The organism is Burkholderia sp. TSV86 (genome assembly GCF_001522865.1).
Taxonomy (GTDB): Bacteria; Pseudomonadota; Gammaproteobacteria; order Burkholderiales; family Burkholderiaceae; genus Burkholderia.
In genome coordinates this window covers 63,551-86,843 of the sequence record NZ_LOWB01000024.1, presented here as the reverse complement: position 1 = coordinate 86,843, position 23,293 = coordinate 63,551, and the positions used below count along the sequence as shown (strand labels likewise).

Below are 23,293 nucleotides of genomic sequence, written 5' to 3'. Positions count from 1 at the left end.
GACAACTCTATGCGAAGTTCACGGCGGCTGTCAATCATGCGCGCAAAGCGCCGTGCGGCGGCGCCTTGCGGTGCGCTTGGCGTTTATTCGACGATTCGCGCGAGCCGCACGATTGTCTCGACCTGCGTGGCGATCGTGACCGGCACCGGGATTTCGCCGCGCATGACGGCGTCGGTCCAGGCGGCCGTCGTTGCCGCGTCGCGCGATTCGGGCAACTCGGCGGGCGGCGCATCGGGCGAAGAGCGTACCGGCTCGACGACCGTCTCGTACTGTCCGTCGTGCAGCCAGTCGATCTGCACCTGGCGGCGCGTGTCGGCGACTGCCTCGCCTTCGGTGCCGCGAGCGAGCAGTGCGCCGCCGGCGGCTGCCGGCGGATGGTCGCGAAACAGTTCGATGAGGCTGTCACGGTACGGCGGGTGGGTGTAGTTGACGAGACGCAGCCCGGCCGGCTGGAACGGCTGCAGCAGCTTGACGATCGTGTGCGTCGAGTTGCGCACGCCCAGCACGCGGCGCAGCGCGATCAGGCGCGCGAGCTTCGGCGCGAGCACGCCGATCGGCGCGAAGGCGACGCGGCGCTCGGCGAGCGTATCCTCGATCTCGTCGTGCGTGCCGCCGGGCGGGATCGACAGTTCGTTGAAGATTTCCGCGCTCGTCACGCGGCCCGGATCGTCGGCGACGCCGTGCACGAGCACGGGCACGCCCTCGCGCGCGAGCAGCAGCGCGAGAAGCGGTACGAGGTTCGGCTGCTTGCGCGCGCCGTTATAGCTCGGGATCGATACCGGGCGGAAGACGCCGTCCTGCACGTGCAGCGGCTCGAACGACGCGTGCGCGGCGGCGAGCATCGCCGCCAGCTCGGCGGGCGTTTCGCCTTTGAGCCGATAAGCGATCAGGATCGCACCGAGTTCGACGTCCGATACGTGGCCGTCCAGTATCGCGCGGTAGAGGGCGAGTGCGTCGTCGAAGGACAGCGGGCGGGCGCCGTTGGGGCCGCGCCCGATCTCTTTGATGAAGCGGGCGCACGCAAAAGGTTCGGGTAGCGGGGCGTTGGCGTCGGAATCGGTCATTGAGGAGCGGGAGCGGCGGCCGGGACTGGGTTCTTTGGTCGAACGGCAACGCGCAACTCGGTATGCAGGGAAATCACTGAGTACCGCATTTGCGTGATTCTTGCAAGCGCAAGCGTTTTTCGGGCGGCTATCGGCGGCTTGGCACTCCGTTTATGGATGGCCACAGGCGTGACGCGGGTTGTTTGTGGCGCATTTGCTATCCCTATCGCACGGCAATGGCGGCTGGATGCCGGGCGGCGGGTGCGCATCGGGATGGTGCGCGAATTTAGCAAGCGAGCCTCGTGAAGGCCGCTGCGCCGGACAAGCGAGCCGGGCTTCGCGCCCGATCTGGCGCTAAATCGGGCGCTTGCCGATCCGCCGGCAGACGCGGTGTTCGTTTTTTAGCTGCGTGTCCGGCCGGGGCACAGGCCGCGCGCCGCGCCGGCCGGCCCGGCGGCATCCGTCACGTCACGCGGCCCGCGTGGCTGCCGGGCACGCAGGCGGCACGTTACACTTTCGGCCGTTACCGGTTATCGAATCGCGTTCGCCGTTGCGCAACGGGCGGAGCATCGTTTCAGTCGCGCGGCAAGTGCCGGACAGTGTCAGTCGCAACGGCCGATCGGCGGCCGACGCAATGAGGATCACGATGAAGCTATACAGTTATTTCCGCAGCTCGGCGTCGTTTCGCGTGCGCATCGCGCTGCGCCTGAAGGGGCTGCCGTTCGATTACGTGCCGGTGCATCTGCTGCGCGACGGCGGCCAGCAATTGAAGGACGATTATCGTGCACTGAATCCGGACGCGCTCGTGCCGACGCTCGTCGACGGCGATTCGCCGCTGCACCAGTCGCTCGCGATCATCGAGTATCTCGACGAAAAGTATCCGGATGTGCCGTTGCTGCCGCACGCGCCGCTCGATCGCGCATACGTGCGCGCGATCGGGCTGTTGGTGGCCTGCGAGATCCACCCGCTCAACAACCTGCGCGTGCTGAAGTACCTGAAGCACACGCTGAAGATCGACGACGAGGCAAAGGAGGCGTGGTATCGCCATTGGATCGATGACGGATTCGCGAAGCTCGAGGCGCGCCTCGCGCACGATCCGCGCACGGGCAAGCTGTGCTTTGGCGACACGCCGACGCTTGCCGATCTCTGCGTCGTGCCGCAAGTGTTCAATGCGCACCGCTTCGCGATCGACACTACGCGTTATCCGACGATCCAGCGCATTTTCGACTGCGCGATGACATTCGATGCGTTCAAGGCGTCGGTGCCCGCTGCGCAGCCGGACGCGGAGCAGTAGCCGAGCGCGGCTTTCGCCCGCGCGTGGCAAGCCGTGGGCGGCCGATTAGCTGGTTTGCCGGATCGTCGGATTACTGGCCGGATTAAAAACGGAAAACGGGCGCCCCGAAGCGGAGCGCCCGTTCCAGTGTATGCGCCGGCATGACTGCGCGGTATCAGCCGAGCAGCGCGTCCGCGAATTCTTCCGCGCTGAACGGCTGCAGATCCTCGACCTTCTCGCCGACGCCGATGAAATACACCGGAATCGGCCGTTGCCGCGCGATCGCGGCGAGGATGCCGCCCTTCGCGGTGCCGTCGAGCTTGGTGACGATCAGGCCCGTCAGGCCGAGCGCATCGTCGAATGCCTTGACCTGCGTAAGCGCATTCTGGCCGGTATTCGCGTCGATCACGAGCAGGACTTCGTGCGGCGCGCCGTCGTGCGCTTTGCCGATCACACGCTTGACCTTGCGCAGTTCCTCCATCAGATGGAGCTGCGTCGGCAGGCGGCCCGCCGTGTCGGCCATCATCACGTCGATTTTGCGCGCGCGCGCCGCGCCGACCGCGTCGAAGATCACCGCGGCCGGATCGCCGCTTTCCTGCTGGACGACGGTCACGTTGTTGCGCTGGCCCCAGATTGCGAGCTGCTCGCGCGCGGCCGCGCGAAACGTGTCGCCCGCCGCGAGCAGCACCGATTGGTCGAAGCGCTGCAAATGCTTCGCGAGCTTGCCGATGCTCGTCGTCTTGCCCGCGCCGTTGACGCCCGCGATCATCATCACGAGCGGCTGCGCGCGGCCGAGCACGAGCGATTTCTCGAGCGGCGCCAATAGCTCGACGATCAGGTCGCGCAACGCGCGCTTGACTTGCTGCGGATCGGTCAGGCGAGCCGAGCGCACTTTTTCGCGCAGCGCGGTAAGCAAATGCTCGGTCGCGTCGATGCCGGCGTCGGACATCAGCAGCGCCGTTTCGAGTTCTTCGTAGAGCGCGTCGTCGATTTTCGTGTTGACGAACACGCTGGTGATGTTCGAACTCGTTTTCGCGAGGCCCGATTTCAGCCGCGTCAGCCACGATTTTTTCGCGGCCGGCTCGGCAGCGGGCGGCGGTACGATTTCGACCGTTTCGACCACTTCGCCGTCGCGGTCCGCGGACGGCGTGACCGTCACCACGACGGACGGCGTTGCGGCGGCGGGCATGGCGGCCGACCCGCCTGCGCTGGGCGCTGGAGCGGCGGCGGCGGGTGTTGGCGGCACGGAGCCGGCTGCCGGCGTATCTTCGCGCGCGGTGGCGGCATCCGCGTGCGCTTCGGGTGCCGCTGCTGCCGGCGCCGCTTCGTCGCGCGCGTCGTGTTGCGCAAGCTCGTCTGCCGGATGGTCCGCGTCGGGCGCTGATTGCGGCTCGGCCGATGTGGCTTCGGGCGCTTTCCTGAATCGTTTGAAAAAGCTGAACATGGTTTTGCTTGCGGAAAGAGGCGGGGCGGGCGCGGCACCGGTCGGCCGGCCCGATGCGAGCATCTGAAGGCGCGCCGCCAAGCGCGCCTGAAGCGCGATATTTTATCAGGCGCATGCTGTTTGCCGCTCGCGCGCGGCAAAGAGCGCGTGCCGCTTGTGGTAACGTGCGCGTCATTGCAGTGCGCAGTGCGCAGCTTGTGCGCGGCGCGGGCCGTTTCCAGCATTTTTCGTTCGTATCGAATTCTTCGTATGTCCCGTACTTCTCCGGCGCGGCCTTCCGCGCCACGCGCTGCGGCAGCGGCAGGCCGAGGCAAGCCGCACACGATCCGCATCATCGGCGGCGATTGGAAGCGCACGCCGCTTCCGGTGCTGGATGTCGACGGCTTGCGCCCGACGCCGGACCGCGTGCGCGAGACGCTCTTCAATTGGCTCGGCCAGGATCTCGAAGGCCGCCGCTGCCTCGATCTGTTCGCGGGCAGCGGCGCGCTCGGTTTCGAGGCGGCGTCGCGCGGCGCGGCGAGCGTCGTGATGGTCGAACGCCATCCGCGCGCCGCGCAGCAGCTGCGCGCGCTCAAGGAAAAACTCGCCGCGCGCGCGATCGAGATCGCCGAGGCCGACGCGTTGCGCATCGCCGCCGGCCTTGCGCCCGGCTCGTTCGATGTCGTGTTCATCGACCCGCCGTTCGGCGATGCGGCCGCACTCGCACGCGCGCTTGCGCTTGCGCCGGATCTCGTCGCGCCGGGCGGGCGCCTGTATGTCGAGACGGGCGCGCCGCTCGATCCGGCCGCGCACGCACCGCTCGCCGGCTGGCAGGTGTGCCGGCGCGGCAAGGCGGGCGCCGTTCACTATCATTTGCTGCAACGCGAAAATGATGAATAATGCGCGTTCCAAACGACACGAGCCAGATGCGTGTTACCGAGGCGCCGCACAACGTGACGTGCGCCCATGTCGGCGGCTGGCGCGCGAAGCGCAAGACCGCGACCCCAATTGCCCGATGACAGGAGGCGCGACATGGTAGTCGCTGTGTATCCCGGTACGTTCGATCCGCTCACGCGCGGCCACGAGGATCTTGTGCGGCGTGCATCGAGTATTTTTGATACGCTCGTCGTCGGCGTTGCCGACAGCCGTGCAAAAAAGCCGTTCTTCTCGCTCGAGGAGCGTCTGCAGATCGCGAATGAGGTGCTGGGCCATTACCCGAACGTGAAGGTGATGGGCTTCACCGGTTTGCTCAAGGATTTCGTGCGGGCGAACGAGGCGCGCGTGATCGTGCGGGGGCTGCGCGCGGTGTCGGATTTCGAGTATGAGTTTCAGATGGCGGGGATGAACCGCTATCTGCTGCCCGATGTCGAGACGATGTTCATGACCCCGTCGGACCAATACCAGTTCATCTCGGGCACGATCGTGCGTGAGATCGCGCAGTTGGGCGGCGATGTCAGCAAGTTCGTGTTCCCGTCGGTCGAGAAATGGCTGACGGAGAAGGTGACCGCGATGTCCAACGGGCCATCCGCGTGAGCGGCCGCGCGCGGCGGCGGCTCTGGCCGGCCGCGCGTCGGCGCAAGTGAGATCAGTATGGCTTTGATGATTACCGACGAATGCATCAATTGCGACGTTTGCGAGCCCGAGTGCCCGAACGGCGCGATTTCGATGGGGCCGGAAATCTATGTGATCGATCCGAACAAATGCACCGAATGCGTCGGCCATTTCGATGAGCCACAGTGCCAGCAGGTGTGTCCGGTCGAATGCATCCCGCAGGATCCGGGGCATCCGGAGACGAAGGATCAATTGATGGCGAAGTATCGCGCGTTGATCGCGCCGCAGGAGTAAGGCGGCGCAGGACATGCGCGGGCGGGGCGTGACCGGAATGAATTTTCGGCCGCGGGCTGCCGGTGCGAAACAGCCGCGATGCGGCTGGTATGCGATCCGGCGCGGTTTTCGCACACTGGCCGATGCGGGCGAGCCGGTTGACCGGCTCGCCGTGGGCATGGGTTCAGGCGAGCAGCTCGCGCAGCGCCGCGACGAGCGTATCGCACTCGGCGTCGGTGCCGATCGTGATTCGCAGATGCTGATCGATTCGCGGCAGCTTGAAGTGCCGCACGAAAATCTCCCGTTCTTTCAGCCGCGCCGCGAGCGCCGCCGCGTCGTGGCGCGGATGGCGCACGAACACGAAGTTCGCGGCAGACGGCACGACGTCGAAACCGAGCGCCGCGAGCGCGCCGACGAGCCGCTCGCGGCTTACGATCACCTGCGCGCGCGTTTTCTCGAACCAAGCATCATCCTCATAAGACGCTTGCACCGCGGCCTGCGCGAGACGGTCGAGCGGATACGAGTTGAAGCTGTCCTTGACGCGCGTGAGCGCGTCGATCAGCCCCGTGTCGCCGAATGCAAAACCGACTCGCATTCCAGCCAGCGAGCGCGCCTTCGATACCGTTTGCACGACGAGCAGGTTCGGATAGCGTGCGATCAGCGATACCGCCGATTGCGCGCCAAAGTCGACATACGCTTCATCGATCACGACGACGGCACTCGGATTCGCGGCGACAATGCGCTCGATATCGGCGAGCGGCAGCGCGCGGCCCGTCGGCGCATTCGGGTTTGGGAACAGCACGCAGCCAGAATCGTCGAGATAGTCGTCGACGTGAATCGAGAAGTCGTCGGCAAGCGGTATCGTCTCGTAGGCGATTCGATAGAGCCGCGCATATGTCGGATAGAAGCTGTACGTGATGTCCGGAAAGCGCAGCGGCCGCTCGTGCTGTAGCAGCGCCTGGAAAGCGTGCGCGAGCACCTCGTCGGAGCCGTTGCCGGCGAACACCTGCTCGGGCGCGAGCCCGTGGTGCGCGGCCACCGTCTCGCGCAGCCGGCGCGCGACGGGATCGGGATAGCGGCGCAGCGCGTCGCCCGTCTCGCCAAGCTCGCGCCGGATCGCGTCGAGCGCGCGCGGCGACGGCGGATAGGGGTTTTCGTTCGTGTTCAGTTTGACGGGATGCGCGAGCGCGGGCTGTTCGCCCGGCACGTAGGGCTCGAGTCGATGAACGATGTCGCTCCAATAACGGCTCACTACTGGGCTCCTGACGCGATAAAACAACGAGCTTAACCGATGCGCACTCCGTGCGCGCGGCATGGGCAAGCCCAGGAAAAGACCAAACCGGCGCAACCCGCCAAACCCGCGCGCTGACGCGGATATCCGCGGCCTATCACGCGCCGCCGTTGCGGTGCAACTGCATCATCGCGCGCTCAAGTTCACCCTTGACGATGAGCGGCATCACCGCGCGCGCGCGTTCGATCGCCGCGTCGATCACATCCTGCTCTTCCTTGCGCGGCGGCTTCAGCACGAAGTTCGCGACGTCGGGTTTTGCGCCGGCGCGCGCGCTTTCGGGAATCAGCTCGCGCGGATGGCCGATACCGATCCGCAGCCGCCAGTATTGCTGCGACGACAGATGTGCGGAGATGTCCTTGAGGCCGTTGTGTCCGCCGCTGCCGCCGCCGAGCTTCAGTTTGACGGCGCCGGGCGGCAGATCGAGTTCGTCGTGCGCGACCAGGATCTCATCCGGCAGGATCTTGAAGAAATGCGCGAGCGCGACGACCGATTGGCCAGAGCGGTTCATGTATGTCTGCGGCTTAAGCAGGTGCACCTCTTCGCCGAAGAGCCGTGCCTTTGCATAGCAGCCGTGGAAGCGCCGCTCGTCGCGCAGCGACGCGCCGGCTTCGCGCGCGAGCTGATCGACGAGCCAGAAGCCCGCGTTGTGGCGCGTTGCCGTGTATTCTGCCCCGGGATTGCCGAGGCCGACGATCAACTTGATCATGATGTACTCGCCTGTCAGGACGCGCCGCCGCCCTGGTGGGTCGCAACAAAGAAAAACCCGCCGGGCAAGCCGCGGCGGGTCGTCGACCGTTGTGAAACGGTACGGGAAGGCGCTGAAGCGCGCTTAAGCAGCCGGCGTTTCGCCTTCGCCCGCCGCTTCTTCCGACACGGCGCCTGCCGGAATCGTCGCCGAGGCAACCACCGGGTTTTCCGCGTCGACGTGCGGGGTCAGCGTGACGCCCTTCGGCAGCGCGATGTCCTTCGCATGCAGCGACTGGCCCGCTTCGATCTTCGACAGATCGACTTCGAGGAATTCCGGCAGGTCGGCCGGCAGGCACTCGACGTCGATTTCTGTGACGACGTGCGACACGACCGCGCTCGACAACTTCACGGCCGGGCTCGTTTCCGCGTTCAGGAAGTGCAGCGGCACCTTCGTGTGCAGCTTCTTCTTCGGGTCGATACGCTGGAAGTCCACGTGCAGCACGAGCTGACGGAACGGATGATATTGCACGTCGCGCAGCAGCACGCGTTGCGACTTGCCTTCGACTTCGAGATCGAGGATCGACGAGTGGAAGGCTTCCTTCTTCAGCGCGTGCCACAGCGCGTTGTGATCGATCTCGATCATTTGCGGCGCGGCTTCGCCACCATAGACGATACCCGTGGTCTTGCCGGCGTTACGCAGGCGGCGGCTCGCACCCGTACCTTGCTGTTTGCGCTCGAAAGCGACGACTTTCATGACTTTCTCCAATGACTGCCCGCGACCAGGCAGTAAAACAGGGCCCCGCTATTGCATAGGGCCTTCGACGAACGGCCGGGGGTTCGTCAGTCCCGGCCGATTATGCAAAAAGCGAAGCTCGACGCTTCGCTTTCTGCGCATGCTTTGCAGCGGCGGTTCGTTTTACGATTCCGCGAACAGCGACATCACCGAATCGCCGCGGCGGATCCGCGAGAACGTCTCGGCCAGCAGGCCGGCGCTCGACAGCGCGCGAATCTTCGGGCAGCCGAGCGACTCGGCGGAAAGCGGGATCGTATCGGTGACGACGAGTTCGTCGAGCGCCGACGCGGCGATCCGGTCGCCCGCGCCGCCCGACAGGACGGGGTGGGTCGCATACGCGAACACCTGCTTCGCGCCGCGCTCCTTCAACACCTGCGCGGCCTTGCAGAGCGTGCCGGCGGTATCGACCATGTCGTCCATGATCACGCACGTGCGGCCTTCAACTTCACCGATGATGTTCATCACTTCGGCGACGTTTGCTTTCGGACGGCGTTTGTCGATGATCGCAAGGTCGCAGTTCAACTGCTTCGCGAGCGCGCGGGCGCGCACGACGCCGCCGACGTCCGGCGATACGACGAGCAGATCCGGATGGCTCTGCTTGCGCAGATCGCCAAGCAGGATCGGCGTGGCGTAAATGTTGTCGACCGGAATGTCGAAGAAGCCTTGAATCTGGTCGGCGTGCAGATCCATGGTGATGATCCGCTCGACGCCGGCGATTTCCAGCATGTTCGCCACGACCTTCGCGGAAATCGCGACGCGCGCGGAGCGCGGGCGGCGATCCTGGCGCGCGTAGCCGAAGTAGGGGATGGCGGCGGTGATCCGGCCGGCGGATGCGCGCTTCAGCGCATCGACCATGATCATCAGCTCCATCAGGTTGTCATTCGTCGGCGCGCACGTGGATTGAAGGACGAAAACATCCTTGCCCCGCACGTTTTCCTGGATCTCGACTTGGATTTCGCCGTCGGAGAAACGGCTGACCATTGCTTTGCCGAGGGGAATACCGAGAATTTTGACGACTTCCTGTGCAAGCGCGGGATTGGCGTTGCCAGTAAAAACCATCAGGCCGTCATGGCTGCTCATCATGCACCTGCTTCGGGCTTAGGCGGGAAATGCGGGAATGTTTGGCAGGGGAGGAAGGACTCGAACCCTCGCATGCCGGAATCAAAATCCGGTGCCTTGACCAACTTGGCGACTCCCCTACACTCAACTTTGAGCAACACCGGAAGTGTAGGCCATCCGATGCCGCGAAACTTCATGACGCGAAAGCGTAGAGTGGATGCTCACTCAAGCTCTCGGTAACTGTGCTGCTCCAGCCATCCGGCAATTTGGCTTGCGCCGCTTTTGCCTCGTCTTTGCTGCCGAACGCCGCAAAAACGCTTGCGCCAGAGCCCGTCATCCGAGCGGGGGTCAGATTATAAAACCAATCGACCACCTTTGCAACTTCCGCGTACTGCCTTGTCACAACAGCTTGCATATCATTCCGGCCAAAGCTGTCTGGCCATCCTGCTACGCTGCTACGCTGTGCAAGAAAGTCCGTAATTGTGACGGGCTTTGAATCCCTTGTCAACGATTTATCGGAAAAAATCGCTGCGGTCGGAACGTGAACCGGTGGTGTCACAACCAAGAACCAACGAGGCGGTAATTCTACCTGTTGGAGTGCTTCTCCGATACCCTCTGCGAATGCATTTTTTCCGAATACGAAGAACGGCACGTCCGCGCCGAGCTTGACCGCCAGCGCCTGCAATTCCGCGCGTGGCAGATCGAGGCGCCAGAGCCGGTTCAGCGCGAGCAGCGTCGTTGCCGCGTCGGAGCTGCCACCGCCCAAACCCGCGCCCATCGGCAGGCGCTTGTCGATTTCGATGTCGACGCCGGCCGCGACGCCGGTGTGCGCCTTAAGCAGCAAGGCCGCGCGCACCACGAGGTCGGCTTGCGCCGGCACGCCTGGCACGTCGGTCTTGCGCGACACTTGGCCGTCGTCGCGCAACGTGAAGTGCAGCGTGTCGCCCCAGTCGAGCAATTGGAACACGCTTTGCAGTTGATGGTAGCCGTCCGGACGGCGGCCCGTGATATGCAGGAACAGGTTCAGTTTCGCCGGGGCGAGGCAGTTGCGCAGCGAGCGGGTGGTATCGGTCATGCGAAAACTTTTTCGAACAAAAATGCACGCGCTCAGTGCTCGAGCACGAGCTTGATGTCGAGGGCGGGCTCTTGCCGCATCAGGTCGACACGCTTGACGCCGACTGCGGGCGCGTCGGCGTATGCGAGATAATCGATGGTCCAGCCGTCCTGGCGGATCTCCTTGATGCGTGTGCCGTCTTGCGGGTCGCGCACGGTTTCGGCGGGCGTCGCGGGAGCGGGGGACGGCTGCAGCCAGTAGCGCAGCCCGTCGAGCGGCAGCGAGAAGCCGAGCGTTTTTTGCATCAGCTCGCCGACGTCCGATGCATACTGCGGCTCGCGGTTCGGCAGCTCGAGCGATGCGCCGTTAGGCGCCGATTTGACGATCGCGAGCGTTTGCCCGAGCGGATTCCGCAATTCGAGCGTCACGCTCGCGCCTTGCTCCTGCCAGTCGAAATTGCCGTAGACGTTGCGCGCCGTGCCGAGTTCATCATGGTATTGCACCGCGAAGCGGCCCACATATGCGCGGCTCGACGCGGTGCGCAGTGCGTCCGAAGCGGTGGCGGCCGCGCCGGGCGCGTTCGTGCGCGGCGGCGACGCGCAGCCGGCAAGCGCGAGCGCGGCGCAGACCGATGCGGCGAGTGCAAAGCCGCGCGCCGTGCGTGGCATGACGAAGCGCTTCAGCGCGATCAAAGCCCGTTCACCTGAAAACGTTTGAGCGTCTGCACGAGCGTGTCGTTGTCTGGCTCGAGCTTGCGCGCGGCGCGCCACGCGGCGCGCGCTTCGTCCTGCGAGCCGCTTTTCCACAGCACTTCGCCGAGATGTGCGCCGATTTCCGCGTTCGGCTGCAGATCATACGCGCGCTGCAGGATCTGCTTGGCGTTGGCGGTGTCGCCGAGGCGATACTTGACCCAGCCGAGGCTGTCCATGATGAACGCATCGTTCGGTGCGAGCATGTTGGCCTTTTCGATCAGCCTGCTCGCTTCCTGCAGGCGCAGATTGCGATCGGCAAGTGAATAGCCGAGCGCGTTGTACGCCTGCGGATTGTCCGGCTGCACACGCATCAGCAGGCGCAATTGCTGTTCCATCGTCGTGTATTGGCCGATTTTTTCGCACGCCATTGCGTAGTCGTAACGCAGATCGGCATCGTCGGGGAAATCGTTGACGGCCTGCGCGAGCCGGTCCGCCGCTTCCTTGTAGCGCTTCGCACTGAAGAGGAGCGATGCGTCGGTGCGCACGACCATTGCGGCATCGCGCGGGTCGGACGGCTGCAGGTTCGCGAGCAATTTGCGCGCTTCATCGGTCTTGCCTTGCTTTTGCAGCAACTGCACGCGCGTGACCTGCGCGGGCAGGTATTGCTGGCTCGCTTCGTCGACCTTGTCGAGCCATTGCGCGGCAAGCGCATCGTTGTTCTGGTCGAGCGCGATCTGCGCGAGATAGACGTAAGCCTGCCCGACGTCCGCACCGGATTTCTTCTGCGCGACCCGCACATAATCCTTCAGGTACGCGCTTGCCTCGTCGAGATGCTTCTGCTGGATCTTGATGAGCGCGAGCGCCATCAGCGGCGTCGGGTCGCGCGAGTCGTTCTTGCGCATCGCGTCGAATTGCGTTTGCGCGTCGCTCAGGCGATCGTCGGCGAGATAGAGCTGGGCGAGCGCCAGACGGCCGTCGCGTGACTTCGGATTCTGCTGGACGAACTTTTCGAACGACGCGATGCCGCTCGCACGTTCGGCCGGCCCCATTTGCGACAGCATCAGCGTCGCGGGCAGATAGTCGGGTTTGATGCGCAGCGCTTCCTTCAGCGACTGCACCGCGCCGGCCTTGTCGTCGGTCGCGAGCAACTGCCGCGCGATCGCGAGCCGCGCTTGCGGACGGTTCATGTCGTTCTTCAGCAGATCCTGAAGAACGGTCAGGCCGCCGACGCGGTCCGGCCCGCGCGACAGCAGCGCTTGCAGCGCGAGAATCGCGTCGCCCCGGGTGTCGGGCGACGTGCGCGCGAGTTCTTGCGCGAGCATTGGCTGGGCATCGGCGGGCCGGCCACCGAGCACGAGCAAAGCGGCGTCGACTTGCCCGGCGCGCTGCGAATTCGGTGCATACTCGCGCCACAGATTCGCCGCGGACAGCGCATCGGCCGGGCTCTGCGCGGCGAGCGCGATTTCGGTCGCACGCTGCGCCATGCGCGGATCGCGCGTGTCGCGCGCGAGCGCCAGGTAAGTCTGGTACGCGGGCGCGGGCAGATTGCGCTGCAGGGCGACCTCGGCCGCGAGCACCTGATAGACGATCTGGCTTGTCAACAGGGCATTCGGCAGATTTTTCTGCTCTTCCGGCAACGTCGGTGCGAAGGCTTCTTGCGATGCGTCGTCGTCTGCCTGGTCTTGCGCATGGACGGGGAACGCGGCCAACGTCCACGCCGCGATGAGCGCGGCGCCGATCGCATGGCGTACCGGGGCGGTGCGCGGGCTGCGCGCAGCGGCAACGCGCTTCGGGAACAGCTTCGAGGGCAAGGTCATGGAAATCCGTTCAATGTTTCAGTCGATTGTAACGCGCTCGCTACAATACGCGCACTGTTGCCATTTGCTAGCGTCTGTTACGCCTGAAACATGCGCGCGAACGCCCGAAACCGCCCGTTCCCGGCGGAAAATTTCCTCCGCGCGCGGGCGGGTGGTTTGACGGCGGACGGTGTCCGATGCCACGGCGTCGGCCCAGCTGGCCTCGCCGCGACGGGCCGTGCCGTCATACGGGCGATTTCGGGCATGCTTGCAGTGGCCGTTTTCGGTTCGCGCTTGCCGCCGGGATGTGACGGCGGTATTCGTGCCGCATCCCGCGGGCATTTGCGCCGTCCGTCGCGGTGGCGGGATTTCCGGCGGCTCGTGTGCCACAAGTAGGCGGATGCGGCGGCTCGGCGCCGCGCGAGCGGGCATCGCCGCGGCCTGCGCGTGCATGCCGTCGTGAATGTCAGCAGCCTTTGCTCAGTGAGATAGAGATCAGTCAGCCATGCCAGAGTTGCCGGAAGTCGAGGTTACCCGCCGCGGTATCGAGCCGTTCGTCGCAGGCCGATGCGTGAGGCGCGTCGACGTGCGCACCGCGATGTTGCGCTGGCCGGTGCCAGCCGATCTTGCCGATCTGCTGAAGGCGCGCGAGGTGCGCGGCGTTACGCGTCGCGGCAAATATCTGTTGTTCGAAGTCGATGCGGGATGGTTCATCGTCCATCTCGGCATGACGGGCACGCTGCGCGTGCTGCCGACCGGCAAGCCGCCAGCGCCTGAAAAGCACGATCACGTCGATTGGATTTTTGACGAATTCGTGTTGCGCTTTCGCGATCCGCGCCGTTTTGGCGCCGTGCTCTGGCATCCGCGCGACGCTGGCGACGTGAGCGCGCATCCGCTGCTCGCGAGTCTGGGCGTCGAGCCGTTCTCTCAAGCTTTTTCGGGCACGCTGCTGCATGTGCGCACGCGCGGGCGTACAGTGTCGGTCAAGCAGGCGCTGCTCGCGGGCGATATCGTCGTCGGCGTGGGCAATATCTACGCGTCCGAGAGCCTCTTTCGCGCGGGCATCCGGCCGACTGTCGCGGCCGGGCGTGTGTCGTTGCCGCGTTATGAGCGTTTGGCCGACGCCGTGCGCGCCACGCTTGCCGATGCAATCGACCGGGGCGGCAGCACGTTGCGCGACTTCGTCGGCAGCAGCGGCGAGAGCGGCTACTTCCAACTCGACTGTTTCGTCTATGACCGCGCGGGCAAGCCGTGCCGGGTTTGCGGCATGCCGATCCGGCAGATCGTCCAGGGTCAGCGGTCGACCTATTTTTGTCCGAATTGCCAGCATTGAAATCTTGAAACCACCTCGCACTCTTCCCCCAGCCCCCGCCGTCACGCCGCTTCACCGGAGCTTTGCGCCGACGCTGATCGAATGGCAGCGCAAGCACGGCCGTCACGATCTGCCGTGGCAGAACACGCGTGATCCGTACCGGATCTGGTTGTCCGAGATCATGCTCCAGCAGACGCAGGTGTCGACGGTCGTGCCGTACTATGTGCGCTTTCTTGAGCGCTATCCGGACGTCGCCGCGCTCGCGGCCGCGCCGATCGATGACGTGATGGCGTTATGGGCCGGGCTTGGCTACTACTCGCGCGCGCGCAATTTGCATCGTTGCGCGCAGGCGGTTATCGAGCAGCATGGTGGCGCATTTCCTGGGACGCCCGACGCGCTTGCCGAATTGCCGGGCATTGGCCGCTCGACGGCCGCGGCGATCGCGTCGTTTGCGTTTGGCGCGCGTGCGACGATCCTCGACGGCAATGTGAAGCGGGTGCTCGCGCGCGTGTTTGGCGTCGAGGGTTTTCCGGGCGACAAGCGTGTCGAGAACGAGATGTGGGCGCTTGCCGAGGCGTTGTTGCCGGATGCGGCCAACCCGGCCGACGTGACCGCTTACACGCAGGGTTTGATGGACCTCGGCGCGACGCTGTGCGTGCGCGGCAAGCCTGATTGCGCGCGCTGCCCGTTCGCGGGCGATTGTGCCGCGCAGCGCACTGGCAGACAGCGCGAGCTGCCGGCCGCGCGCCCGAAGAAGGCGGTGCCCACGCGCCGCACGTGGATGCTGGTGCTGCGTGACGGCGACGCGGTGCTGTTGCAGCGGCGTCCGCCCGCAGGTATCTGGGGCGGCTTATGGAGCCTGCCCGAGGCGGACGGCGATGCGGCGCTCGCGCGCCGCGCGCGCGAATTCGGCGGCGCGAAGCCGGTGCCGCTCGCGCCGCTCACCCATACGTTTACACACTTCAAGCTCGAGATCGAGCCGCGGCTCGCGCAACTCGACGGCACGGCGGCGGACGCGCCGCAAGCGGCCGACGACGAGACCGCATGGGTGCCGCTCGACAAGCTCGATGCTTACGGCGTGCCCGCGCCGGTGCGCAAGCTGCTTGACGGGTTGGCCGGGTCGTTGCTTTAGGGTGGTGCGATGGCGGCAATGCCGCTTAGGCACGCTTTGCTTGGGTGTTTATCCGGCGTCGGGCCGGGTCGAAACGAAAAAGGCTGCTCGGGCGGGCTGACCTGAGTGGCTGGTCTTGCCTGCGCCGAAGGGCATCGGCAAGCAGCGCCGAGGCATGACCTTACCGGTGCTGGCGGGGATAGCAGGGCGGCAGGGCGCGGCGGGCACTCCTGGAATGGCGATCCCGGCGTTACCTACAGCCATCCATGCCGACGCAATTCCCGATGCTCCGCGTCGATGCGTGCGCCGACATCGGGAAATTCCATCAACTTTTGCCGCGCGCGTAAATCGAGCGGCAGCACTTCGGCAAGCCGATTCGACACCCAAGTAGGGTCGTCGAAACGAAACGGCTCGATGAACGGCAGCTCGGTCCCGGATTTGCGCAGCGCCTCGATGATCCGCTCAAGCGCTTCCGAGCACGCGCCGAAGCGGGCAAGCGCCTCGTCGCCGTCGAGCGGGAGATCGTCTTGCATCGGCTCGGCGATTCCGACCAGCAAGCCGTTCGATTCGACCCGGTGCGACAATAGCTCGAAGCGCTGCGTGCCGAGCGTACGCAGGTAGAGCATGCCGAATTCGCCGGTGTCGCATTCGATGATCCGCGCCATGCAGCCGATCGTTTCCGGCACCGATATTTCGCCTTCCTGAGCGACTTCGGGGCCGCTTTTCAGCAGGCATACGCCGAACGGCGCATTGTCGCGCAGGCACGCGCGCGCCATGTCCAGATAACGCGCCTCGAACACTTTCAGAGGCAGCAGTCCGCCGGGGAACAGCACCGTATGCAGCGGGAAAAGCGGCAAATCGATTAGCGTGGTCGACAGGGAGGACATGGCGGGGCCGGGGTGCAGGAGCGGCGCTAGGTGACTAGCCGCGACGACGCGTCCACATCGACGGGCGCGTCACGATGCCGCACGATCACATTGGCCTGTTGCGAAAGACGGGCGGCAAGCGTCTCCGCAAGAAACACCGACCTGTGCTGGCCGCCCGTGCAGCCGATGGCGACCGTCAGATAGCTGCGGTTGTCTTCGCGAAAATGCGGCAGCCATTTGACGAGAAACGATTCGATGTCGTCCAGCATCTGATGGACGACGGGCAATGCGTCGAGAAACGCGACGACCGGTCTGTCGAGCCCGGTAAGCGGGCGCAACTCGTGATCGTAGTACGGATTGGGCAGCGCGCGCACGTCGAACATGAAATCGGCGTCGAGCGGCACGCCGCGCTTGAAGCCGAACGATTCAAACATCAACACGAGATCGTCGTTTTTCTGTTCGATGAAACGTTTGACCCACGTGCGCAGCACGTTTGCGCGCAGATTGCTCGTGTCGATCTGATGACCGAACTCGGCGAGCGGGGCGACGAGGTCGCGCTCGCGCTCGATGGCTTCCTCCAGCGACGATAGCAGGCCGATGTCCGCGTCCTGCGACGGCGAGCCCGACAGCGGGTGGCGGCGGCGCGTCTCGGAGAAGCGCTGGATCAGCGCCTGCGTGCTGGCATTCAGAAACAGCACGCGCACGTCGTGCGCGTGCGACAGCGCCCGGATCAAGCCGGGCATTTCGTCGAGCGATGCGCTCGAGCGCGCGTCGATCGCCACGGCGAGCCGGTGCTGGCCTTCGTCGGCCAGATAGCGGGCAAGCTCGGGCAGAACGCGCGGCGGCAGGTTGTCGACGCAGTAGTAGCCTGCGTCCTCGAGCGCGTTCAGCGCGACGGACTTGCCAGAGCCGGAAATGCCGGTGATGAGGACAATGCGCATGAGCAGAGGGAATCGTGACGTTTCATCATAGCACCGGCTCGCGTGCGCGCATCGTCGCGCAGCCGGCGCGGGTTAGACGAGCTTGCCGGGGAACTGGCTGTCCGGGTCTTGCATGGCTAGGCGCTGGCGGTCCATGAAGTCGCGCAGGGTATCGATGCCGCGCAATTGCAGGATCGTGTTGCGCACCGCCGCCTCGACGAGCACCGCGAGGTTGCGGCCCGCCGCGACTTGAATCGTGACCTTGCTGATCGGCAGGCCGAGCACGTCGACCGTTTGGCTTTCGAGCGGCAGCCGCTGGAATTCGCCGTCCGGCCGGCGCACGAGCTGAACGATCAGCTTGAGCTTCATTTTCCGGCGCACCGCGGTTTCGCCGAAGATCGTCTTGATGTCGAGCAGGCCGAGGCCACGCACTTCGAGCAGATTTTGCAGCAGCGGCGGGCAGCGCCCTTCGACGAAATCGGGGCCAAGGCGAACGAAATCGACGGCGTCGTCGGCGACGAGCCCGTGCCCGCGGCTGATCAATTCGAGCCCGAGTTCGCTCTTGCCGAGCCCCGAATCGCCGGTGAGCAGCACGCCCATGCCAAGGATGTCGAGGAACACGCCGTGCAGCGTGGCGCGCGGCGCGAGGATGCGCGACATGTAGAGGCGCAGGCTGTCGATCACGGCGGCGGCCGACATCGGCGTGGTGAAAAGCGGCGTCGACGAGCGCGTGCAGCGCAAAACAAGCTCCGGCGGCGCAGCTGCGCCGCCCGCGACCACGAGAAACGGCGGTTCGAGCGCGATCAACTCGGCCATGTGGCGAGAGCGATCCTCGTCAGTCTGGCGTTGGTAGTAGTCGATTTCCGCTTCGCCCAGCACCTGGATCCGGTTCGGGTGGATCAGATTCAGGTGGCCGACGAGATCGGCGCTCGACGTCGCGTTCGCGACCGTGTCGGCGGAGAATCCGCGCTCCCAGCCTTCATGCCCCGTCAGCCAGCTGAGTTTCAGCATGGCGGCGTTGTCGTCGAAGATGCTCTGGGCGTTGATGCTGGACGTATCCATGAGTCCGTCACTCCAAGGGATCGGCACGCCGATGCCGCAACGGCGGTTGCGGCGCGGGCCCGGCGGTGGGCGACTCGGTCTGGCGGCGCATGCCGCGGCAATGGGGCGCGAACCGTTCCCTCAAGGTTGCCACTGAGTCAGCAGCCGATGCAACTCGTCGCGGTCCGTTTCGGTGTGCAGACGCTCTCGCGTGTCGCGGTCGGACAGGAGTTGGGCGATTTCGGAGAGGATTTCGAGATGCTGCTGTGTCGCCTGCTCCGGCACGAGCAGAAAGATCAGCAGCGAGACGGGCTGACCGTCCGGCGCTTCGAACGGAATCGGTTCCGCGAGCCGTACAAACGCGGCGAGCGGGTGCTTGAGCCCCTTGATCCGGCCGTGCGGAATCGCGACACCTTCGCCGAGGCCCGTCGAGCCGAGGCGCTCGCGTGCGAAGAGATTGTCGGTGACGGTGCTGCGGGCGATACCGTTCTGATTCTCGAAGATCAGGCCGGCTTGTTCGAAGACGCGTTTCTTGCTGGTGACGGAGAGGTCGACGACGACATTCTCCGGAGGCAGGATTTTGGCTAGGCGATTCATGTTGGCAAGCATGAGGGCGGCCTGGGGTCTCCTCGCGGCGGACTGATTTTCCATATCGGTCAAAAAGACGGCGTTAGGCGACGGAGACTGGAGAAAACGCGGCGAACCGGTTCACGCCCCCGATGATAATTCGGACATTATAGAGCACTGTAAGCGGTGCCGCGCATCGTGCCAAACACGGGCCGTCGCTTGCCGGATACGGCCCGCGCGCATCGTGCGGCGGCGTTCGGCTCATGAAAAAGCCCGCGCGAGGCGGGCCGCTTGGTTGGCGCGGATGCGCCGTCGGTCATTGTGGAGGCAACTCGATTTCGGCCGACTGATGATGCTTGATCGGTTCGTGAACGTGCGCTTGCAAGCGCTCCATGTGCTTGACGACTTGCCGGTCGAGCTTGTCGATCAGCAGATCGATCGCTGCATACATATCGCCGTTCGCGCTTTCGACGAAGATATCCTTACCTTTTAGATGCAGCGTGATTTCCGCTTTCTGCCGTCTGTCCTTTTCCTTGTGATTGTCGACCGTGAGGATCACAGCGCCATCGATGACCTGATCGCTATGTCGTAGCACCCTGTCGAGCTTGGTGATCACGTATTCGCGAATAGCAGGCGTAACTTCGAGATGGTGTCCACTGATCTTCAGGTTCATAGTGCTTCTCCATGCTGATGACCACCTTCCGCGTAGAGGCGGCAGCGCCTGCCGATCGCGTATGCCGGTGCTCGCGGTGGCGAGCGGATGGATCGGCCGGCTTTGCCGTCGACGGTGCGGCGGCCGGAAAATGCCCGCCGAGCACGACGGGCTACAGAGACTTGCGCAGATTCACCGCGGGGATTTTCAGGGCTTCGCGATACTTGGCAACCGTGCGGCGCGCGACCACGAACCCCTGTTCCGCCAGCAGCTCGGCTATGCGGCTGTCCGAAAGAGGAGATTTAGGGTCTTCGGCTCCTATCAGTTGTTTGATGAGGGCGCGGATCGCAGTGGATGACGCGGCGCCCCCGGTGTCCGTCGATACGTGCGATCCAAAGAAGTACTTGAATTCGAGCGTCCCGAACGGGGTCAACATGTACTTGCCGGTTGTCACACGGGAGACAGTCGACTCGTGTAGGCCCAGCGTATCAGCTATTTCCCGCAAAACCAAGGGGCGCATGGCAATTTCGCCGTGCGCGAAGAAATTCTTTTGACGCTCGACAATCGCTTGTGCAACGCGAAGAATCGTCTCGAAGCGCTGCTGGATGTTCTTGATCAGCCAGCGCGCCTCTTGCAATTGCTGCTTGAGCGAACCCGTGCCCGGATCACCGCGGCTATTGCGCAGAATATTCGCGTACAGATGATTGATCCGCAGCCGCGGCACCACGTCCGGATTGAGTTCGGCCTGCCAGCCTTGGCCTGTTTTCTTCACAATGATGTCGGGCACCACGTAATCCGCTTCGGCCTTACCGTATGCCGCACCGGGGAACGGTTCGAGCGAGCGGATCAACGCGTGCGCATCGCGCAGCTCGTCGTCGCCCGTCTTCAATTGCTTGCGCAGGCGCGTGAAGTCGCGCGCGGCGAGCAGCTCCAGATGCTGCGACACGATGTCGAGCGCGAGCGCGCGTGTCGGGGACGGATCGAGCCGCAGCAATTGCAGCTTCAGGCACTCGGCCGGGGACCGCGCGCCGACGCCCGCCGGATCGAAGCTGTGCAGCAGCGCGAGCGCCGCGTTCAGCTCGTCGGCGTCGACTTCGAGTTCCGCCGGCAGATCGGCGAGTATTTCGTCGAGCGATGCCGTCAAATAGCCGTCGTCGTCAAGCGATTCGATCAGGAACGTTACGAGTGCGCGATCGCGTGGGCTTGCCTGCGTGACGCGCAATTGCGCGGTGAGATGATCGCGCAGCGACGTCGTCGTTTCGTGGATTTGCAGCGGTGGCAGATCGTCGTCGTCGGAGGCGGCGCTCGAGCGGCCGAATTCGTCGAGATTCCACGGGCTTGTGTCGCTGCTGTCGGACGAATAGTTATCGTATTCATCGACGCCCGCAGGTTCGGTGTGCTCGCTCGTCGAGCTGGTGCCGTTCGACAGGCCGGGTTGCGGATCCGGCGCGGACGGGGCGGGCGTGTGCGCGATCAACGAGCCGTCGGCCGCAACGCGCAGCGGGCTCGCGATCCAGTCGTCGTTTTCGAGCAGCGGATTTTGCGCGACCGCCATCGCGACTTCCTGCTGCAGTTCAAGCGTCGACAACTGCAGCAACCGGATCGATTGCTGCAGTTGCGGCGTGAGCGCGAGATGCTGCGACAGGCGGAGTTGGAGACTGGCTTTCATGGCAAAGAGGGAGTCATACCGGCAGTTTGCCACGAGGGCGGCGCATTGAGGCAATCGAATGACGCGCGGCGGCGGAAGGGGCGCGGGAGCGCGCACCGCGCGAAGCGCGGCGGCGTGCGAAAGGGCGGGCGGGGGATTCCGCGCCGCTCACATGCGGAAGTGCTCGCCGAGGTAGACGCGCCGCACGCTTTCGTTTTCGATGATTTCCTGCGGCGCGCCGGAGGCGAGAACCGACCCGTCGCTGATGATGTACGCGTGATCGCAGATGCCGAGCGTTTCGCGCACGTTGTGATCAGTGATCAGCACGCCGATGTTGCGCTGCTTGAGGAACTTCACGATCTTCTGGATTTCGAGCACCGCGATCGGATCGACGCCCGCGAACGGCTCGTCTAGCAAGATGAAACTCGGGTTGCTCGCGAGCGCGCGCGCGATCTCGACACGGCGGCGCTCGCCGCCCGACAGCGACAGCGCCGGATTCTCGCGCAGGTGCGCGATCTGCAGCTCGTCGAGGAGCGCCTCGGTGCGCGCGCCGATCTCGTCTTTCGTGAGCCGCTTACCGTTGTCGCCGTGCTGCAATTCGAGTACCGCGCGGATGTTCTGCTCGACGCTCAGCTTGCGGAACACCGACGCCTCCTGCGGCAAATACGACAGGCCGAGCGATGCGCGCTTGTGGATCGGCATCAGGCTGATCGGGCTGCCGTTCAGCGAGATATCGCCCGCGTCGAGCGGCACGAGGCCGACGATCATGTAGAACGACGTGGTCTTGCCGGCGCCGTTCGGGCCGAGCAGGCCGACCACTTCGCCGCTTTTCACGTCGAGCGACACGTCCTTGACGACGGTGCGCGAGCCATAGCGCTTTTTCAGGTTGCGCACGACGAGCGAACTCGACGTGCCAGCCGGCTGACGGTTCGGGAGGGCGTTCATTGGGCGGGCGCTCCCTGCAGATCGGTCGACGGCGCGAGTTTGGCCGGGCCGCCGACGAGCGGCGCGGCGCCGCCGCTTTTCGGCGTCAGCATCGCGCGCACGCGGCCGCCGGGGTTGCCCGGCGCGATGACGTCCTTGCCGCCTCGGGCGGTGTAGAAATCGCGCTGGCCGTCGTAAGTGATCACGCTGCCGTGCACGGTGTCGGCGACGGTGGACTGCCCTTGCAGCCGGCGCACGGTCGCGTTCGTCGTCAGCGTCGTGAGATCCTGCTTGCCGTCGTAGTCGATGCGCTCGGCATCGCCGTCGATGTATTCGTCGAGGCCTTCGCGCTTCTGGCGGAACGACGCGTGCCGCTTGCCGGACGCCGTCGCGGTTGCGTACTGATAGCCTTGCGGGTCCTGGCGCACTTCGACGCGATCGCCCTTGATGATGATCGTGCCCTTCGTGATGACGACGTTGCCCGTGGCGACCGTCACCTGCTTCAGATCGTCATAGGTCAGGTTGTCCGCCTCGACGTTGATCGGCTTGTCGCGGTCGGCTCTTTCGGCGTGCGCCGCAGGCGCCACGCCCGCGAGCGGCAGCACGACGAGCGCTGCCGCGAGTGCGGCGCGAGCGGCGCGATGGGCGCCGTTCGGCAATAAACAGGGGAACGATTCGTTCATGCAGTTCCGCATGGTGAGTTACTTGGGTTGGCTTCGCGCGCCGCCCGACGTGTCGGACGCGGCGATCATGCCGCGCACGTTGCCATACAGCTCGATGACCCGGGTGACGTTGTTGTACTTCATGCCGGCCGTGGCGTTTGCGATCGACAGGCCGCGCTGAAGTTTAACCGGCTTTTCGGTCTCGATCACATCGTCGTTGACCAACACCCGGAAATGCTCGGAATCCGCCTGCATCGGCGGATCGTTCGGGCCTGCCGCGCGCACGATCTGCGCGTTGTCGTATAGATCGACGATCGAGACGTCGCCGTTGACGACGCCGCGTTTGGCGGTCGCGGTCACGGTGGGCTTGCCCGGTTGGAACGCGCGCAGCGCGGGCAGCGTCAGATCGCTGGTTTCGTCGTCTTCGTAATGAACCAGCCCCTCGGCCGTCAACCGGTATTGGGTCGAGCCCGTCTGGTCGAGTTCGGTAACGGAGAAGTTGTTGGCGAAATAATCGGGCGTATGGGATTTCGAATGCTTGATCTCTTCGCCGGGCGGGGGCAGCGTCGCTTGCAGCAGCCAGTACGTGCCGCCCGCGAGCGCCGCCATCGCGACGAGTGGGATCAGCGAAGTCAGCCGGGATTTGCCGTCCATT

General features: G+C 64.9%; 24 protein-coding genes and 1 tRNA gene. 6 read left to right on the top strand and 19 right to left on the bottom strand.

The window, feature by feature from the left end:
• Positions 1-83: 83 nt before the first annotated feature.
• Positions 84-1,064, bottom strand: a complete 981-nt coding sequence (ybiB, locus tag WS68_RS04615; RefSeq protein WP_059569669.1) for a DNA-binding protein YbiB — start codon at positions 1,062-1,064, stop codon at positions 84-86.
• Positions 1,065-1,689: 625 nt separating this feature from the next.
• On the opposite strand from ybiB, the gene maiA reads away from it, so the two are divergent.
• Positions 1,690-2,337, top strand: a complete 648-nt coding sequence (gene maiA / locus WS68_RS04610; protein ID WP_059569710.1) for a maleylacetoacetate isomerase — start codon at positions 1,690-1,692, stop codon at positions 2,335-2,337.
• Between the two features lie 154 nt (positions 2,338-2,491).
• Here maiA and ftsY read toward each other — a convergent pair whose 3' ends face one another.
• Entirely contained in the window at positions 2,492-3,760 is a 1,269-nt protein-coding gene (gene ftsY / locus WS68_RS04605; protein WP_059569709.1) for a signal recognition particle-docking protein FtsY, read from the bottom strand.
• Between the two features lie 249 nt (positions 3,761-4,009).
• Between ftsY and rsmD the strand changes: the two genes are divergently transcribed.
• The 3 genes from rsmD (at position 4,010) to WS68_RS04590 (ending at position 5,584) form a co-directional block, all read left to right on the top strand.
• The gene (rsmD, locus tag WS68_RS04600; protein ID WP_059569708.1) at positions 4,010-4,639 is read left to right on the top strand and encodes a 16S rRNA (guanine(966)-N(2))-methyltransferase RsmD; all 630 of its coding nucleotides are present in this window, start codon (positions 4,010-4,012) and stop codon (positions 4,637-4,639) included.
• A 132-nt stretch (positions 4,640-4,771) separates the two neighbouring features.
• Entirely contained in the window at positions 4,772-5,272 is a 501-nt protein-coding gene (gene coaD / locus WS68_RS04595; protein ID WP_059569668.1) for a pantetheine-phosphate adenylyltransferase, read from the top strand.
• A gap of 57 nt (positions 5,273-5,329) precedes the next feature.
• Positions 5,330-5,584, top strand: coding sequence for a YfhL family 4Fe-4S dicluster ferredoxin (locus WS68_RS04590; RefSeq protein WP_059569667.1), 255 nt, complete (start codon positions 5,330-5,332; stop codon positions 5,582-5,584).
• Positions 5,585-5,747: 163 nt separating this feature from the next.
• Here WS68_RS04590 and hisC read toward each other — a convergent pair whose 3' ends face one another.
• The 8 genes from hisC to WS68_RS04550 form a co-directional block, all read right to left on the bottom strand.
• Positions 5,748-6,815 (bottom strand): histidinol-phosphate transaminase, encoded by a 1,068-nt coding sequence (gene hisC / locus WS68_RS04585; protein WP_059569666.1) that lies wholly within the window; start codon positions 6,813-6,815, stop codon positions 5,748-5,750.
• Between the two features lie 136 nt (positions 6,816-6,951).
• The gene (pth, locus tag WS68_RS04580) at positions 6,952-7,560 is read right to left on the bottom strand and encodes an aminoacyl-tRNA hydrolase (protein WP_059569665.1); all 609 of its coding nucleotides are present in this window, start codon (positions 7,558-7,560) and stop codon (positions 6,952-6,954) included.
• A 123-nt stretch (positions 7,561-7,683) separates the two neighbouring features.
• Positions 7,684-8,295: a 50S ribosomal protein L25/general stress protein Ctc gene (locus WS68_RS04575; RefSeq protein WP_059569664.1), complete on the bottom strand. Its 612-nt coding sequence runs from the start codon at positions 8,293-8,295 to the stop codon at positions 7,684-7,686.
• 162 nt (positions 8,296-8,457) lie between these two features.
• Positions 8,458-9,414, bottom strand: coding sequence for a ribose-phosphate pyrophosphokinase (locus WS68_RS04570; protein ID WP_059569707.1), 957 nt, complete (start codon positions 9,412-9,414; stop codon positions 8,458-8,460).
• A gap of 42 nt (positions 9,415-9,456) precedes the next feature.
• Positions 9,457-9,533 (bottom strand) — tRNA-Gln (locus WS68_RS04565).
• A 53-nt stretch (positions 9,534-9,586) separates the two neighbouring features.
• A complete protein-coding gene (gene ispE, locus WS68_RS04560) occupies positions 9,587-10,468 on the bottom strand; it encodes a 4-(cytidine 5'-diphospho)-2-C-methyl-D-erythritol kinase (RefSeq protein ID WP_059569663.1) in 882 nt (293 codons plus the stop codon).
• Positions 10,469-10,500: 32 nt separating this feature from the next.
• The gene (gene lolB / locus WS68_RS04555; RefSeq protein WP_059569706.1) at positions 10,501-11,115 is read right to left on the bottom strand and encodes a lipoprotein insertase outer membrane protein LolB; all 615 of its coding nucleotides are present in this window, start codon (positions 11,113-11,115) and stop codon (positions 10,501-10,503) included.
• A 20-nt stretch (positions 11,116-11,135) separates the two neighbouring features.
• Entirely contained in the window at positions 11,136-12,956 is a 1,821-nt protein-coding gene (locus tag WS68_RS04550; protein ID WP_059569662.1) for a tetratricopeptide repeat protein, read from the bottom strand.
• A 484-nt stretch (positions 12,957-13,440) separates the two neighbouring features.
• Here WS68_RS04550 and mutM point away from each other — a divergent pair, with 484 nt between their 5' ends.
• Positions 13,441-14,268, top strand: coding sequence for a bifunctional DNA-formamidopyrimidine glycosylase/DNA-(apurinic or apyrimidinic site) lyase (gene mutM, locus WS68_RS04545; protein ID WP_059569661.1), 828 nt, complete (start codon positions 13,441-13,443; stop codon positions 14,266-14,268).
• Positions 14,269-14,272: 4 nt separating this feature from the next.
• Positions 14,273-15,379 carry an A/G-specific adenine glycosylase gene (gene mutY / locus WS68_RS04540; RefSeq protein WP_059569660.1) on the top strand — a complete coding sequence of 369 codons (1,107 nt, stop codon included), beginning with the start codon at positions 14,273-14,275 and terminating at the stop codon, positions 15,377-15,379.
• Between the two features lie 233 nt (positions 15,380-15,612).
• Here the strand turns inward: mutY and WS68_RS04535 are convergent, their stop codons facing one another.
• The 9 genes from WS68_RS04535 to lptC all read right to left on the bottom strand — a co-directional run bounded on the left by WS68_RS04535 (position 15,613) and on the right by lptC (position 23,292).
• Positions 15,613-16,245, bottom strand: a complete 633-nt coding sequence (locus WS68_RS04535; protein ID WP_059569659.1) for an LON peptidase substrate-binding domain-containing protein — start codon at positions 16,243-16,245, stop codon at positions 15,613-15,615.
• Between the two features lie 26 nt (positions 16,246-16,271).
• A complete protein-coding gene (rapZ, locus tag WS68_RS04530; RefSeq protein WP_059569658.1) occupies positions 16,272-17,165 on the bottom strand; it encodes an RNase adapter RapZ in 894 nt (297 codons plus the stop codon).
• 72 nt (positions 17,166-17,237) lie between these two features.
• Complete coding sequence (gene hprK / locus WS68_RS04525; RefSeq protein ID WP_004195225.1) at positions 17,238-18,206, bottom strand: HPr(Ser) kinase/phosphatase; 969 nt, start codon at positions 18,204-18,206, stop codon at positions 17,238-17,240.
• Positions 18,207-18,326: 120 nt separating this feature from the next.
• Positions 18,327-18,836, bottom strand: a complete 510-nt coding sequence (gene ptsN, locus WS68_RS04520) for a PTS IIA-like nitrogen regulatory protein PtsN (protein ID WP_059517781.1) — start codon at positions 18,834-18,836, stop codon at positions 18,327-18,329.
• A gap of 232 nt (positions 18,837-19,068) precedes the next feature.
• Entirely contained in the window at positions 19,069-19,425 is a 357-nt protein-coding gene (gene hpf / locus WS68_RS04515; RefSeq protein WP_059517783.1) for a ribosome hibernation-promoting factor, HPF/YfiA family, read from the bottom strand.
• A 151-nt stretch (positions 19,426-19,576) separates the two neighbouring features.
• On the bottom strand, positions 19,577-21,073 hold the full coding sequence (locus WS68_RS04510; protein ID WP_059569657.1) for an RNA polymerase factor sigma-54: 1,497 nt from the start codon (positions 21,071-21,073) through the stop codon (positions 19,577-19,579).
• Positions 21,074-21,220: 147 nt separating this feature from the next.
• Complete coding sequence (gene lptB, locus WS68_RS04505) at positions 21,221-21,997, bottom strand: LPS export ABC transporter ATP-binding protein (RefSeq protein WP_059517787.1); 777 nt, start codon at positions 21,995-21,997, stop codon at positions 21,221-21,223.
• Positions 21,994-22,659 (bottom strand): lipopolysaccharide transport periplasmic protein LptA, encoded by a 666-nt coding sequence (gene lptA / locus WS68_RS04500; RefSeq protein WP_059569656.1) that lies wholly within the window; start codon positions 22,657-22,659, stop codon positions 21,994-21,996. Before lptA ends, lptB begins: the two co-directional genes overlap by 4 nt.
• Positions 22,660-22,677: 18 nt before the next feature.
• Entirely contained in the window at positions 22,678-23,292 is a 615-nt protein-coding gene (lptC, locus tag WS68_RS04495; protein WP_059517791.1) for an LPS export ABC transporter periplasmic protein LptC, read from the bottom strand.
• Between the last annotated feature and the right edge of the window lies 1 nt (position 23,293).

Bases quoted from the DNA above. Each gene is read 5' to 3' on its own strand.
- lolB (WP_059569706.1), bottom strand. From the start codon at position 11,115: ATGCCACGCACGGCGCGCGGCTTTGCACTCGCCGCATCGGTCTGCGCC.
- lptC (WP_059517791.1), bottom strand. From the start codon at position 23,292: ATGGACGGCAAATCCCGGCTGACTTCGCTGATCCCACTCGTCGCGATG.
- maiA (WP_059569710.1), top strand. From the start codon at position 1,690: ATGAAGCTATACAGTTATTTCCGCAGCTCGGCGTCGTTTCGCGTGCGC.
- WS68_RS04570 (WP_059569707.1), bottom strand. From the start codon at position 9,414: ATGAGCAGCCATGACGGCCTGATGGTTTTTACTGGCAACGCCAATCCC.
- coaD (WP_059569668.1), top strand. From the start codon at position 4,772: ATGGTAGTCGCTGTGTATCCCGGTACGTTCGATCCGCTCACGCGCGGC.
- rapZ (WP_059569658.1), bottom strand. From the start codon at position 17,165: ATGCGCATTGTCCTCATCACCGGCATTTCCGGCTCTGGCAAGTCCGTC.
- ptsN (WP_059517781.1), bottom strand. From the start codon at position 18,836: ATGGAAAATCAGTCCGCCGCGAGGAGACCCCAGGCCGCCCTCATGCTT.
- lptB (WP_059517787.1), bottom strand. From the start codon at position 21,997: ATGAACGCCCTCCCGAACCGTCAGCCGGCTGGCACGTCGAGTTCGCTC.
- hpf (WP_059517783.1), bottom strand. From the start codon at position 19,425: ATGAACCTGAAGATCAGTGGACACCATCTCGAAGTTACGCCTGCTATT.
- ybiB (WP_059569669.1), bottom strand. From the start codon at position 1,064: ATGACCGATTCCGACGCCAACGCCCCGCTACCCGAACCTTTTGCGTGC.
- WS68_RS04575 (WP_059569664.1), bottom strand. From the start codon at position 8,295: ATGAAAGTCGTCGCTTTCGAGCGCAAACAGCAAGGTACGGGTGCGAGC.
- WS68_RS04550 (WP_059569662.1), bottom strand. From the start codon at position 12,956: ATGACCTTGCCCTCGAAGCTGTTCCCGAAGCGCGTTGCCGCTGCGCGC.
- WS68_RS04510 (WP_059569657.1), bottom strand. From the start codon at position 21,073: ATGAAAGCCAGTCTCCAACTCCGCCTGTCGCAGCATCTCGCGCTCACG.
- ftsY (WP_059569709.1), bottom strand. From the start codon at position 3,760: ATGTTCAGCTTTTTCAAACGATTCAGGAAAGCGCCCGAAGCCACATCG.
- WS68_RS04535 (WP_059569659.1), bottom strand. From the start codon at position 16,245: ATGTCCTCCCTGTCGACCACGCTAATCGATTTGCCGCTTTTCCCGCTG.
- mutM (WP_059569661.1), top strand. From the start codon at position 13,441: ATGCCAGAGTTGCCGGAAGTCGAGGTTACCCGCCGCGGTATCGAGCCG.
- rsmD (WP_059569708.1), top strand. From the start codon at position 4,010: ATGTCCCGTACTTCTCCGGCGCGGCCTTCCGCGCCACGCGCTGCGGCA.
- ispE (WP_059569663.1), bottom strand. From the start codon at position 10,468: ATGACCGATACCACCCGCTCGCTGCGCAACTGCCTCGCCCCGGCGAAA.
- pth (WP_059569665.1), bottom strand. From the start codon at position 7,560: ATGATCAAGTTGATCGTCGGCCTCGGCAATCCCGGGGCAGAATACACG.
- WS68_RS04590 (WP_059569667.1), top strand. From the start codon at position 5,330: ATGGCTTTGATGATTACCGACGAATGCATCAATTGCGACGTTTGCGAG.
- hprK (WP_004195225.1), bottom strand. From the start codon at position 18,206: ATGGATACGTCCAGCATCAACGCCCAGAGCATCTTCGACGACAACGCC.
- lptA (WP_059569656.1), bottom strand. From the start codon at position 22,659: ATGAACGAATCGTTCCCCTGTTTATTGCCGAACGGCGCCCATCGCGCC.